13 protein-coding genes are annotated in these 13,187 nt (G+C 62.8%); 7 read left to right on the forward strand and 6 right to left on the reverse strand.

Translation table 11 applies throughout. The annotated features are described in order from the left end of the window. Positions 1 to 2 precede the first annotated feature (2 nt). Entirely contained in the window at positions 3 to 2,468 is a 2,466-nt protein-coding gene (gene clpA, locus A9K66_RS03890; RefSeq protein WP_066992605.1) for an ATP-dependent Clp protease ATP-binding subunit ClpA, read from the forward strand. Positions 2,469 to 2,705: 237 nt separating this feature from the next. Here clpA and A9K66_RS03895 read toward each other — a convergent pair whose 3' ends face one another. After that, positions 2,706 to 3,800, reverse strand: coding sequence for a phosphatase PAP2 family protein (locus tag A9K66_RS03895; protein WP_245307377.1), 1,095 nt, complete (start codon positions 3,798 to 3,800; stop codon positions 2,706 to 2,708). Positions 3,801 to 4,007: 207 nt separating this feature from the next. After that, positions 4,008 to 4,436, reverse strand: coding sequence for an HIT family protein (locus A9K66_RS03900; protein ID WP_066992609.1), 429 nt, complete (start codon positions 4,434 to 4,436; stop codon positions 4,008 to 4,010). A 157-nt stretch (positions 4,437 to 4,593) separates the two neighbouring features. Here A9K66_RS03900 and A9K66_RS30635 point away from each other — a divergent pair, with 157 nt between their 5' ends. Then, positions 4,594 to 4,761, forward strand: a complete 168-nt coding sequence (locus A9K66_RS30635; protein WP_197507439.1) for a hypothetical protein — start codon at positions 4,594 to 4,596, stop codon at positions 4,759 to 4,761. A gap of 21 nt (positions 4,762 to 4,782) precedes the next feature. Here A9K66_RS30635 and A9K66_RS03905 read toward each other — a convergent pair whose 3' ends face one another. The 3 genes from A9K66_RS03905 to A9K66_RS03915 all read right to left on the reverse strand — a co-directional run bounded on the left by A9K66_RS03905 (position 4,783) and on the right by A9K66_RS03915 (position 7,367). Then, positions 4,783 to 5,997, reverse strand: coding sequence for a GNAT family N-acetyltransferase (locus A9K66_RS03905; RefSeq protein WP_067319858.1), 1,215 nt, complete (start codon positions 5,995 to 5,997; stop codon positions 4,783 to 4,785). Positions 5,998 to 6,161: 164 nt separating this feature from the next. Beyond that, positions 6,162 to 6,890 (reverse strand): glycerophosphodiester phosphodiesterase, encoded by a 729-nt coding sequence (locus A9K66_RS03910; protein WP_067319862.1) that lies wholly within the window; start codon positions 6,888 to 6,890, stop codon positions 6,162 to 6,164. A 12-nt stretch (positions 6,891 to 6,902) separates the two neighbouring features. Further along, on the reverse strand, positions 6,903 to 7,367 hold the full coding sequence (locus A9K66_RS03915) for a RidA family protein (protein ID WP_066992618.1): 465 nt from the start codon (positions 7,365 to 7,367) through the stop codon (positions 6,903 to 6,905). Positions 7,368 to 7,505: 138 nt separating this feature from the next. Between A9K66_RS03915 and A9K66_RS03920 the strand changes: the two genes are divergently transcribed. From A9K66_RS03920 to tsf, 5 genes are all read left to right on the forward strand, one after another. After that, the gene (locus tag A9K66_RS03920) at positions 7,506 to 8,336 is read left to right on the forward strand and encodes a cell envelope integrity EipB family protein (RefSeq protein ID WP_067319865.1); all 831 of its coding nucleotides are present in this window, start codon (positions 7,506 to 7,508) and stop codon (positions 8,334 to 8,336) included. A gap of 95 nt (positions 8,337 to 8,431) precedes the next feature. Next, entirely contained in the window at positions 8,432 to 9,727 is a 1,296-nt protein-coding gene (locus A9K66_RS03925) for a hypothetical protein (RefSeq protein WP_067319869.1), read from the forward strand. Between the two features lie 64 nt (positions 9,728 to 9,791). Beyond that, on the forward strand, positions 9,792 to 10,070 hold the full coding sequence (locus A9K66_RS03930; protein WP_067319872.1) for a DUF4031 domain-containing protein: 279 nt from the start codon (positions 9,792 to 9,794) through the stop codon (positions 10,068 to 10,070). A 259-nt stretch (positions 10,071 to 10,329) separates the two neighbouring features. Next, a complete protein-coding gene (rpsB, locus tag A9K66_RS03935) occupies positions 10,330 to 11,109 on the forward strand; it encodes a 30S ribosomal protein S2 (RefSeq protein WP_059188654.1) in 780 nt (259 codons plus the stop codon). Positions 11,110 to 11,228: 119 nt separating this feature from the next. Continuing rightward, complete coding sequence (gene tsf / locus A9K66_RS03940; protein ID WP_067319875.1) at positions 11,229 to 12,149, forward strand: translation elongation factor Ts; 921 nt, start codon at positions 11,229 to 11,231, stop codon at positions 12,147 to 12,149. Positions 12,150 to 12,176: 27 nt separating this feature from the next. Here the strand turns inward: tsf and A9K66_RS03945 are convergent, their stop codons facing one another. Further along, the gene (locus A9K66_RS03945) at positions 12,177 to 13,103 is read right to left on the reverse strand and encodes a LysR family transcriptional regulator (RefSeq protein ID WP_067319878.1); all 927 of its coding nucleotides are present in this window, start codon (positions 13,101 to 13,103) and stop codon (positions 12,177 to 12,179) included. Positions 13,104 to 13,187: the final 84 nt, after the last annotated feature.

A 13,187-nucleotide genomic window follows, 5' to 3' on the forward strand; every position in this document is an offset into this window, starting at 1 on the left:
ACATGCCGGCTTTCTCCCAAGGCCTGGAAAAGGCGCTACATCAGGCGCTGACATTCGCCAACGAGCGGCATCATGAATATGCAACGCTCGAACACCTGCTGCTGGCGCTCATCGACGACACCGAGGCGGCCGCGGTGATGCGCGCCTGCAATGTCGATCTCGACGAGCTCAAGCACACCGTTCTGACCTATATCGACACCGAGCTTGACAATCTCGTCACCGGTTACGACGAGGATTCGAAACCGACCGCCGGGTTCCAGCGCGTGATCCAGCGCGCCGTCATCCATGTGCAGTCGTCCGGCCGCGAGGAGGTGTCCGGGGCCAATGTGCTCGTCGCAATCTTTGCCGAGCGCGAAAGCCATGCGGCCTACTTCCTGCAGGAACAGCAGATGACCCGCTACGACGCGGTCAACTACATCTCGCACGGCATCGCGAAGCGCCCCGGCGCTTCGGAGTCGCGCACGCCGCGCGGCGCCGACGATGAGCAGGGCGGCCAGAACGGCGCCGAGCCGCAGGAGGACGGCGGCAAGAAGAAGCCGCAGGACGCGCTGACGGCCTACTGCATCAACCTCAACAACAAGGCCAAGGCCGGCAAGATCGATCCGCTGATCGGTCGCGAAAGCGAGATCAATCGCACCATCCAGGTGCTGTGCCGGCGCTCCAAGAACAATCCGCTCTATGTCGGCGACCCCGGCGTCGGCAAGACGGCGATCGCCGAGGGCCTTGCCAAGCGCATCGTCGAAGGAGACGTGCCCGAGGTGCTGCAGGACGCCACCATCTTCGCGCTCGACATGGGCACGCTGTTGGCCGGCACGCGCTATCGCGGCGACTTCGAGGAGCGGCTGAAGCAGGTCGTTAAGGAGCTCGAGGACTATCCGGGCGCGGTGCTGTTCATCGACGAGATCCACACCGTGATCGGGGCAGGGGCCACGTCCGGCGGCGCCATGGATGCCTCGAACCTGTTGAAGCCGGCGCTGTCGTCCGGCGCGATCCGCTGCATCGGCTCGACAACGTACAAGGAGTTCCGCCAGTTCTTCGAGAAGGACCGCGCGCTGGTGCGGCGCTTCCAGAAGATCGACGTCAACGAGCCGACCATCGAGGACGCCATCGAGATCATGAAGGGCCTGAAGCCCTATTTCGAGGAGTTCCACAAGGTCCGCTACACGAGCGAAGCGATCAAGGCTTCGGTGGAGTTGTCGGCCCGCTACATCAGCGACCGCAAGCTGCCGGACAAGGCGATCGACGTGATCGACGAGACCGGCGCCTCGCAGATGCTGGTGCCTGAGGCCAAGCGCAAGAAGACGATCGGCATCAAGGAAATCGAGGCGACGATCGCCACCATGGCGCGCATCCCGCCGAAGACGGTTTCGGCGGACGACGAGAAGGTGCTGCAGGGTCTCGATGTCGAGCTGAAGCGCGTCGTCTACGGTCAGGATACCGCAATCACAGCGCTGACGTCGGCGATCAAGCTGGCGCGGGCGGGCCTGCGCGAGCCGGAGAAGCCGATCGGCTCCTACCTGTTCTCGGGGCCGACCGGCGTCGGCAAGACGGAAGTGGCCAAGCAACTCGCGGCCTCGCTCGGCGTCGAGCTGATCCGCTTCGACATGTCGGAATATATGGAACGCCACACCGTCTCGCGGCTGATCGGCGCACCTCCCGGCTATGTCGGCTTCGACCAGGGTGGACTGTTGACCGACGGTGTCGACCAGCATCCCCATTGCGTGCTGTTGCTCGACGAGGTGGAGAAGGCGCATCCGGATCTGTTCAACATCCTGTTGCAGGTGATGGACCATGGCAAGCTGACCGACCACAACGGCAAGCAGATCGACTTCCGCAACGTCATCCTGATCATGACGACCAATGCGGGCGCATCGGACGCTCAGCGCGCGGCGATCGGCTTCGGCTCGACCAAGCGGGAGGGCGACGACGTCGAGGCTATCAACCGGCTGTTCACGCCCGAATTCCGCAACCGTCTCGACGCGATCATTCCGTTTGGCTCGCTGCCGATACCGGTGATCCATCAGGTGGTGCAGAAATTCGTCATGCAGCTCGAGGCTCAGCTTTCCGAGCGGGGCGTCACCTTCGACCTGTCGCCGGACGCGATCGCCTGGCTGGCCGACAAGGGCTATGACGAGCGCATGGGCGCGCGTCCGCTCGGCCGCGTCATTCAGGAGCACATCAAGAAGCCGCTGGCCGACGAGGTGCTGTTCGGCAAGCTGAAGAAGGGTGGCACGGTGCGCGTCACCGTCGAGAAGAAGGAAACCGGCGAGACCGGCCTGAAGCTCGAATCGTTGGCCGATGAAGCTCCGGTGAAGCCGAAGAAGGAAGAGCCGGAGGACGCGCCGAAGCCGAGGAAGGCGGCGGCGAAGAAGCCTGCCGCCAAGAAGGCCGTGGCGCAGAAGCCGGAGCCGAAGGGCAAGGACGGCGGCAAGCGAAGCCTGGTGCCGCAGCTGCCCCGCAAGGGCTGATCGACCTGAAGCGCGTCCCGCTGAAACGGATTCAGGCGGCGCGCGCTAGGTGCTTGTTACCAAAACGGCCGCCCGTCTTTGGGCGACATGCATTGCAGTCAAAAAGCCCCGGCAACGGGGCTTTTTGATTGGGAGGAACCGGCACGTGACGGCTGGCCAAATCATCCATACGGAATGGCGCGCGGCCCTCCGGAAGTCGAGCATTGCCGCCCCGGGAAATGTTTGCTGGCTGCAGAGTCAAGCAACGCCGTCCGGCGCGAAGCGTGTCAGGAAATATCCGCACGCCTTCCAGATCATGATCGACAAGAGCGCACCCGCGTAGCCGTCGATGGCATAATGCCAGCCAAGCGCGACTGAGCCGACCATTATCATGGCAGCGAATGCCCACATCAGGATACCGGCCGGCCGGGAGCGCCGCGTTGCGTACAAAGAGAAAAGCACCGCCATCGCCACGTGCATGGACGGGAAAGCGGATATGCCGATGCTGCCGACGGTCGCGCCGGTATAGCCGCTCCATAGCATGTCCTGCGTGCTAAGCGCCCAGATCGGATAGATGCGATCGGCGGCGGCGAGTGCCTGCATGAGGGGACGGAAGTCACCGCCGAGTCCCAGTCGCTCGTAAAAGCACGGCCCTGCCGACGACAGCCCCATCGCCAGGAAGAAGCCGCCAAGCGTCCATATCAGCATGAAGCTCATCAGGAACTGATGACGCAGCTTCGTATCTTTGCGCGTGATGCAGGCGGTGAAAACCGTGGCGATGAGCACGATGAACCAGAAATTGTAGGCGAGATTGAGCATCCTCAATGCAAATGGCGACTGGACGACAAACCACAGCCATTCGTCCGGGGCTCTACCGAAATGCAGGATCCGATCGGCGTGGGCCAGCGCCTTGTCCCATGCAAAAGGGGAGAGGATTGCGATGGCTCCTTTCAGAACACCGACGGCGGATACGAAGGCGATGCTGGCGGTCAGGCCGTTGAGGCTGTTGGCCGTGCGTTCGGCGTCGCCGAAAAAGCTGCCCAGCGATTTCAGGAAGGTGCCGAGCGGTTCGGGATCCCGTTTGACCAGCGCAAGGTGGAGAAAAATCCCAAGTGCAAAGACGCAACCGCAGATCCAGAAAGCGATCAAAAGGTACTCAATGTATTCTTTCAATATGCCGAAATCCGGCATGTTTCCGGTGCGCATGCCGATCGCTATTGCCAGAAGCAGAGCGCCGACGGCCAAGGCGTGAAGCAATCTGTGTCGTCGAAAGGCGTGTGCCAGGGCGATCAGAAAAGCCCGTCCGCCAGCCATCCTCGCAAGGGGGGTCGACGCCGCAACCGAATTGTCCATGGTTTGAAACCCAATAGCTCGCCACGCCCCAGCGTTCTACAGCGAGATGGTTCGATATTTCCTAACCAAACGATTCGAGTGCAAACGGTCGCATCCGGGCGCCGCACGCGGCCGGGGAAAACGCGCCGGGGTTGTCGCGGCAAACCGATATAGGATCGTCAGTGCGAGGCTGTCAGTCGGCCTTCAACGGCGACGGGACCGCGCGCTTTAGTTCCCTAGGGCCGCGCGGATCTTGCCGGCGTTCTCGGCCAGCACTTCCGGCTTTTCCATCTGCCCGGAATGGGGCTTCAGCGGCACGCCGTCGAAGCGCGGAATGACGTGGACATGGAGATGATAGACGGTCTGCCCGGAGGCCGGCTCGTTGAATTGCATCAAGGTGACGCCGTCGGCATTGAAGGCCTTTTTCACGGCAACCGCCACCTTCTGCACCACGGCAAACAGCGGACCGAATGTTGCCGGATCGGCGTCGAGGATATTGCGCGACGGCGCCTTCGGCACCACCAGCGTGTGGCCGACTCCTTGCGGCATCACATCCATGAAGGCTACGACCGCATCGTCCTCATAGATGCGGTGCGAGGGGATTTCGCCGCGCAGGATTTTCGCAAAGATGTTGCCGGGATCGTAGGCTTCGGCCATGGCGGGCACTCCGGATTAGGTGTCGTCGTCCGGTGTAGCGAAGCCGCTTCCGAGCGGCAAGACGATTGAGCCGATCTGTCGGCAGCGCGGTCGGCCATCGCTGTTGCATGATCGCAGGTGTTGTCGTCTGATACGTCAATGTCAGGATGGAGCGACTGTGAAGTGGATCGTCGCCGGATGGCTGTTGTTGTTCATTGTGTCGGCGCTGTTCTTCATCGCCGCCGCGTGGCGCGCAGGCGATCTGCTGGCGCTTGGCGGCGGCATTTTCTTCCTGGTTGCCTGCTTTTCGTTCCTCGTTCCGATCGCGGCCCGAAAGCCGCAATGACTGTGGATGGCAAGGCCCGAGCTATTCCTTGAGATCCTTGCGGAACGGGGTGTGCTCTTCGAGATACTCCCCCATCCGCTCCACCTCGCGCCTCTCGCGGCGAAGGTAGTCGGCGACCGCGTTGCGCAGGCCGGGATGGGCGATGTAGTGCGCCGAATGCATGGTCACCGGCTGGTAGCCGCGCGCCAACTTGTGCTCGCCTTGCGCGCCGGCCTCCACCACCTTCAACTTGCGCTCGATCGCGAAGTCGATCGCCTGATGGTAGCAGACCTCGAAATGCAGGAAGGGGTGATCCTCGATGCAGCCCCAGTTGCGGCCGTAAAGCGCGTCGGACCCGATGAAGTTGATGGCGCCCGCAATGTAGCGGCCGCTGCGCTTGGCCATGACCAGGAGAATATCCTCGGCCATGCGCTCGCCGATCAGCGAGAAGAACTGGCGGTTGAGATAAGGGCGGCCCCATTTCCTGCCGCCGGTATCCATGTAGAAAGCGAAGAAATCGTCCCAGACGCGTTCGGTGATGTCCCTGCCGGTCAGCCAATCGATGCTGATGCCGTCGGCCAGCGCCTCGCGACGCTCCTTTTTCATCGCCTTACGCTTGCGTGAAGCGAGCGTGGCGAGGAAGTCATCATAGCTCGAAAAGCCTTCGTTGAAGAAATGGAACTGTTGGTCGGTCCGGTGCAGGAAACCCGCTGCTTCGAGCGTCGCAACGTCGGGCTCGGCGGCGAAGGTGACATGCGCGGAAGACACGCCGAGCTTGTCGGTCACCAATTTCAGGCCGGCGGCGAGGCCGGCCCTCACCGCGCCTTCGTCCTCGCCCCTGCTTACGAGCAGGCGAGGGCCGGTGACGGGCGTGAACGGCACCGAGCATTGCAGCTTCGGATAATAGCGCCCACCTGCGCGCTCGAACGCGTCCGACCAGCCGTGGTCGAAGACATATTCGCCCTGACTGTGCGATTTGAGATAGCAAGGCACGGCGCCCAGCAGCTTGCCTTGCGCCGTCTCGAGCCTGAGGTGATGACCCTGCCAGCCGGTGCGCCGCACGGCACAGCCAGAATCCTCAAGCGCGCTCAGAAAACCGAATGAAACGAGGGGGTTGTAGCCGTTTGCTTTGTCGCCGCGCGTGGTTGCGGCGAAGCCGTTCCATTCATCGCAGGTGAATGCGCCGATGGTCGCCGCGACGCGGACCGAATAGTCCGCATTCGCTGTCGGTCCATCGTCGTCGTCACCCTGATCCATCCGGCTTATTTAAGCGTCCTCAGGGCAGCTACAAGTCACGTTTCAGGCACTGCCTCACAGCATGATGCCGAAAGTGCGAAGCGGTTTTCGGACGGCATCATGCTCTCTCTCAGATTGATTTCGGCGGATCTGATCCAGGTCGTTCGACCTGAAATCATCCAGCTCTAGGCGACCTTAACCAGGTCCGGCTCAAAGCCCTCGAAGGTCATCTGGTCGGCATATTTGAAGGTGAGGTCGACCGCCGGCTGGTCGTGCACGGTCCAGGTGATGACCGGCATCTTGAGCTTTTCGCGCACGAAGCTGACGAACGGGTTCGGCAGATCGCCGGCGGCGTAAGAGGTGAAGGCCAGGTTGTGCGCCAGCATGGCAAAATGCGCCTCGATCAGCTGGTCGTCCTTGCCGTAGGCGGTCAGCCCGCCGGGAATGCCCGGCGCCTCCTTGGCGAAGTCGCGGATCAGCCAATGGTCAAACGACATGATCGCCACCTTGCCAGTGTAGCGCTTGAGCAGCCTGCCGACGCTCGCGACCAATCCGCTGTCGTGGCCGGGAACACCTTTCAGCTCGACCACCAGCGGCACGCGTCCGTCGATCAGGTCGAGCGCCTCCTGCAACGTCGGCACATGATCTTTCGTGCAGCCCACCTTGAGCGCGGTGAGCTCGGCCGCGGTGCGTTGCCAGACGAAGCCATTCTCGCCTGTCAGGCGTTTCAGGTCGCAGTCGTGGATGATGACGGGAACGCCGTCGGACGAGACATGCACGTCGCATTCGATCGCGTAACCGCGGTCGGCTGCCGCGGCGAAGGCCGACAGCGTGTTCTCCCAGCGTGTCTTGTTCATGTCATGGAAGCCGCGATGCGCGACGGGGCGGGCAATCAACCAGGAAAGGTCGGTCATGTCAGGCTCGTTTCACTCGACTTCGAAGATCGCTTCGATCTCGACCGCGGCATTGAGCGGGAGCGACGCAGTGCCGACGGCGGAGCGAGCGTGCTTGCCACGTTCGCCGAGGACCGCGACGAGGAAGTCGGAGGCGCCGTTGGCGACCAGATGCTGCTCGACGAAGTCCGGCGCCGAGGCGACGAAGACCGTGATCTTGACCAGCCGGCGGATTTTTTCGAGATCGCCAAGTGCTGCCTTGGCCTGCGCCAGGATGTTGATGGCGCAGAATTTTGCGCCCTCCTTGCCGGCGGCGGTATCGATGTCGCGGCCAAGCAGCCCGCTTGCCTGCAGCTTGCCGTCCTTCAGCGGCAGCTGCCCGGCGGTGAAGAGCGTGTTGCCGGTCCGGCAGTAGGGCACGTAGTTGGCGGCCGGCGCTGCTGCGGCCGGAATGGCGACGCCGAGATCGCTTAGCCGCTTTTCGATTGTTTCGCTCATTGGTTTTCCCTATTGCTGGAAGGCGCCGCGTTGGCGGGGCCGAAATTGCTATTTTTGCCTCGCTTCCGCCACGACTTTTTTTAAGCTGGACCATCTTTCCCTGCGGCCTGCCATCGGCCGCGACGATCGGAGCACTGCATGCGCTTGACGCGCCTTTTCCTTTCCGCCGCTCTCCTGTCGGCGGCCATCCCGATGGCTCCGGCCCTTGCCGTGCCCGCGCTGCAGGCGCACCGCGCCGTCTATGATCTCACCCTCAACAAGGCGTCCGACCGCTCCGGCATCACGGGCATCTCCGGCCGCATGGTCTATGAGTTCAACGGCTCTCCCTGCGAGGGCTATACGGTGAAGTTCCGTTTCGTCACGCAGATCGTCACCAGCGAGAACACCAGGCTGACCGACCAGCAGACGACGACGTTTGAGGACGCAGAAGGCAAGACCTTCTCCTTCGTGACGAAATCCTTCGTCGACCAGAACCTCGACAAGGAAGTCAAGGGTATGGCGACCAGGGAGCCGAAAGGCCTCAAAGTCAACATCGACAAGCCCGAGAAGAACACGCTCGAGCTCGCCGCCACGCAGTTCCCCACCCAGCACCTCGTGGAGCTGATCGGCAAGGCCGAGAAGGGAGAGAACTTCTATCAGACCAATCTGTTCGACGGCTCCGAGGATGCCAATAAGGTGATGACGACCACCGTCGTCGTCGGCAAAAGAGCCGACGCCGACAAGGCGGACCCGGAAGCGCCGGCGCTCGCCGAGCTTGCCACCGACAAATACTGGCCGGTCGACATCGCCTATTTCGACGACACCGACAAGAGCGGCGAAGAGGTGCCGGAGTACCGGATCAGCTTCAAACTGCATGAGAACGGCATCACGCGCGACCTCGTCATGGATTATGGCGACTTCTCGATGACCGGCAAATTGGTGAACCTGTCGCTGTTCGATCAGGCCAAGCCCTGTCCGGCCTCGAAATAGCGGCGGGTTAACCGCTACGGCGATCCGTCGCCGAGCCTGACTTGAAGACGCCGCAATCCCGTTCCAGCATCCCGTAGGCATTTCGGGGGAAAAGCTTGGGCAGGATCGACGTGTTCGTGGCGCCGCGACCCAATCCGGCGCTGATCAAGGTGATGACGATCGTCAACCGCATCGTCATGTTGCGAGGGGTTCCCGGCTTCCGCGACCTGTTGCCGTTCAATCGGCTCGCCGGCCTGCGCGGCGTCGCCAATATCCGTCACATCGACTTTCCCGTCGCCGACCAGCAGAAGCTGCACGCCTGCTGCGGCGAAGGCCAAGCGACGTTCATCACGCCCAACCATCCGGAATTCTTCACCGACTGGATGATCGACAAGGAGATCGTCTCGCGCGTCAGCCCGCTTGCCGCCTCATGGGCAACACATGGGGTGGTGAACGGGCTCGGTCGGCTGATGCAGAAATTCTGGCTGGCCAACAATCTGATCGCGCAGATTCCCGGCAACAGCGAAGCCGCCAAGGCGCATTCGGTCGATTGGGCGCTGAAAGGCCATGGCGTGCTGCTTCATCCGGAAGGCAGCGTCGGCTGGCACGGCAACCATGTCGCGCCGCTGCTTCCCGGCGCGGTGGAGATGGGGCTGGCGGCGCTGAAGCGCGGGCGCGAAACCAACAAGGATTTCAAGGTCTGGGTGGCTCCTGTTGTCTGGAAGCTCGCCTTCATCGGCAATGTCGAGCGGCCGCTCGCCAGGGAATGCGCCTATGTCGAGAAAAAGCTGAAAATGGAAAGTGTTGCAGCCGGCTCCCTGCCGGAGCGCGTCTACAGCATCTATTCAGGCCTGCTGTCCCTCGACGAGCAGGCCTGCGGCCTGATCGCAGAGGCGGGCGCTTCCTTTGCCAGCCGCCAGCAAAGGGTGCTGGCCGAGCTTGGCCTGCGGCTCGCCGATGCCGTTGCGGCCGAACCCGACCTCGATTTGGCCGAGTTGCTGCGGCGTTCACGCCGCTGGCTGCGCGAGGGCAAGGCTGATGCGGATGAGCAAAAACGCGTGCGAAAACTGGCGGAAACTATCCAGCGCGTCCAGCGCGTCGGCTCCTGGGCCTTCGCCAATCAGACGATAACCCAGGAGGAGATCGCCGAGCATCTGAAGCGCATCCGCAACGACTATTGCAAAGGCGCTTTGCGCGATTCGATCAACCGCTTCATTCCGCAGCCCGCCGGGCCGCGCTGCGCTCACATCCGCGTGCCCGAGCCGTTGGCGCTTCATGCATATGATGGTTCGGTCGAAGAGGCGCTCGCCGTGCTGCGCTCAAGGATGCAGGAAGCGGTGTCGAGGATCGTGACCGAACTTGAAGCCGCCGGCGGCTTCATTTCCTATCCGAATCCCTTCTATCATCGCTGACTTCGCGTCGGCCCGGGGTGATTGTGAGCGGGCCGCCGATGTCGGTTGGAGTGCGGCAAGCTCGATGGCTGTCTATGTCGATGCGGCGATCTGGAAATGGGCCGGCCATCGCTGGTGCCATCTGCTCGCCGACGACACCGACGAGCTCCACCGCTTTGCCGCCGAGCTCGGCCTCAAGCGCTCGTCCTATCAGGGGCCGCCGAAGACTTCGGCGCCGCATTACGATATCACCGGCTTTGAGCGCGACCGCGCCGTGCGGCTTGGCGCGGTCGAATGCAGTCGCGAGGAGATTGTCGCCGTCTTCCGCCGCGTCAGAGTGCCGAACGGCAAGACCCGACGCTGACGGAGTTTTGATGCATGTCGTTGTCCCAGAACCGCCGAACACTTCTGGGCGACATGCATAAGTGCGCGGATCGCCGCAGGTGAGGGCGTTTTCCGGTAGCTCGCTTGCGTTTACGAGACTTCCCCTCTATATGCGCGCTCATTCCACACACGGACTTTGGTGTCTGCCCGGGAGAAATCCGGCTGAAACCTCCGGTGGCATCAGGACATAAGTCCGAAATGCCTGTGTCCGTGGAGGCCAACCGGAAAGGAACTAAAGAATGGCTCTGCCTGATTTCAGCATGCGCCAGCTTCTGGAAGCTGGTGTTCACTTCGGACACCAGACCCACCGCTGGAACCCGAAGATGGCGCCCTACATCTATGGCGCCCGCAACAACATCCACATCATCGACCTGTCGCAGACGGTGCCGCTGCTGCACCAGGCCCTGAAGCAGGTTTCCGACACCGTCGCCAAGGGCGGCCGTGTGCTGTTCGTCGGCACCAAGCGCCAGGCTTCGGACATCGTCGCCGACGCCGCCCAGCGTTCGGCCCAGTATTATGTCAACTCGCGTTGGCTGGGCGGCATGCTGACCAACTGGAAGACGATCTCGAATTCGATCCAACGCCTGCGCAAGCTCGACGAGACGCTGGCCGGCGAGGCCCAGGGCCTCACCAAGAAGGAGCGCCTCAACCTCGACCGTGAGCGCGAGAAGCTCAACAAGGCGCTGGGCGGCATCAAGGACATGGGTTCGACGCCGGACCTGATGTTCGTCATCGACACCAACAAGGAGGCGATCGCCATCCTCGAGGCCAAGCGCCTCGGCATCCCGGTCGTCGCCATCATCGATTCCAACTGCGACCCGGACAAAATCGACTTCCCGATCCCCGGCAATGACGACGCGGCCCGCGCGATCCAGCTTTATTGCGACCTGATCGCCAAGGCTGCGATCGACGGCATCGCCCGGCAGCAGGGCGCGCTCGGCATGGACATCGGCGCGTCGGCCGAGGCTCCGGTCGAACCGGCGCTCGACACTCCGGCCACTGAAGCTCCGGAAGCTTGAAAAACGAAGGCCGGCTTCGGCCTTCATCTTTCCAATAAGTTGGCGCGTTAAAGCGCTTTTGCCGGGCGCATCATCGGGATTCGATGGTGCGTCGGCGCTTTTGAAACAAAGAGGCGACAATGAGCATTTCGGCTGCACAGGTCAAAGAACTCCGCGACTTGACCGGCGCGGGCATGATGGACTGCAAGGCGGCGTTGAACGAAACCAACGGCGACATGGAAGCGGCCGTCGACTGGCTGCGCAAGAAGGGCATCTCCAAGGCCGACAAGAAGGCCGGCCGCACCGCGGCGGAAGGCCTGATCGGCGTCGATTCCGGTGTTCGCGAAGCCGCGGTCGTCGAGGTGAACTCCGAGACCGACTTCGTCGCGCGCAACTCCGCCTTCCAGGAAATCGTCGCCAACGTCGCCAAGGTGGCGCTCGCCTATGGCACGACCGAAGCAGTTGCCGCGGCCAAGTATCCGGGCTCCGACAAGTCAGTCACCGACACCATCAAGGACGCGGTCGGCACCATCGGCGAGAACATGGGCTTCCGCCGCTCGGCCAAGCTCACTGTCCCGCATGGCGCGGTGGCGACCTATGTCCACAATGCCGTCGCGGATGGCCTCGGCAAGCTCGGCGTGCTGGTCGCGGTCGAGACCACCGGCAATGAGCATGCGGCGAACGCCTTCGGCCGCCAGGTCGCCATGCATGTCGCCGCGACCAACCCGGTTGCGCTGACTGCCGAGGAAGTCGACCCGGCCCTGATCGAGCGCGAGAAGGCGATCTTCTCCGACCAGGCCCGCCAGTCCGGCAAGCCGGAAGCGATCATCGAGAAGATGGTCGAGGGCCGGCTGCGTAAGTTCTATGAAGAGGTCGTGCTCCTGAAGCAGGCCTTCGTGCTCAATCCCGACATCACCGTCGAGAAGGCGCTGAAGGATGCCGAGAAGGAGATCGGCGCTCCGGCGAAGATCACCGCCTATCTGCGTTATGCGCTGGGCGAGGGCATCGAGAAGGAAGCGACCGATTTCGCGGCGGAAGTCGCGGCCGCGGTCAAGAAATAGCCCGAAGCAAAAGTAAGGCTACAGAGCTCAGGCAACTCGGCCGGGTGTCCGCATGGATGCCCGGCCGATCTCTTGAGCGGTATCGATAAAGGCTCTGAGCTTCGGCGCCATCGATGCCCTGCGCGGGAAATAGAGGAACAGGCCCGGCTCCTCGATCGCCGTCTTCGGCAGGATCTGAACCAGACGACCCGCGGCGAGATCGGCGCGCACCAGCGGCTCGAATACGTAGGCGAGCCCGACGCCAGCAAGCGCAAGATCGATCGCCGCAAGCGAATCTGTGACGATGGCCGTGCCGCGCGTCTCGACCACGACATCCTTGCCGTTCTCGTTCAGATCCCAACGATAGAGCCCGCCGGAGCGGACAAGCCGGTAGCCGATGCAATTGTGCCTCGCCAGGTCGGCTACGTCGCGCGGCCGGCCGTGCTTTCCGATATAGCCGGGCGAGGCGACAGCCACTGCCTTGACGGGAGGCGTAAGCCGCACGGTGATCATATCCTGTGCGATCATCTCGCCCAGCCTGATGCCGGCATCGAAACCCTCGCCGACGATATCGACCAGGGCCTGGTCGGCGAAGACCTCGACCGTCACCTCCGGATAGCGTTCGGCCATGGCCGCGATCACCGGCGTGACCGCCAGGGGGATCGCGATATTGGACGCATTGATCCTGAGCAGGCCGGAGGGCCTGCCCTTGACGCCGCGGATGCGGTCGATGCGCTCGGAGATGTCCTGCAGGGCAGGGGCCGCGGTCTCCACCAGCGCCTTGCCGGCTTCGGTCAGCGAAACGCTGCGCGTGGTGCGCGCAAACAGCGGCTGGCCGATGCGCTCTTCCACCAGCCGCACCGCATGACTGACCGCCGACGGACTCATGCCGAGCTCGGCCGCGGCAAGCGCGAAGCCGCCGCGCCGAGCCACGGCGACGATCACCGGCAGATGCGTCAGCAGATCTCGATCCATTCATGAATAATATCGCATAGTCCTTGCGAACAATGCAATCTTATCGATGCCGCCAAGCTGGTCCACATTGGCGCCAACACACGG

The sequence above is a fragment of the Mesorhizobium sp. AA23 genome, from assembly GCF_001672435.1.
GTDB lineage: Bacteria > Pseudomonadota > Alphaproteobacteria > Rhizobiales > Rhizobiaceae > Mesorhizobium.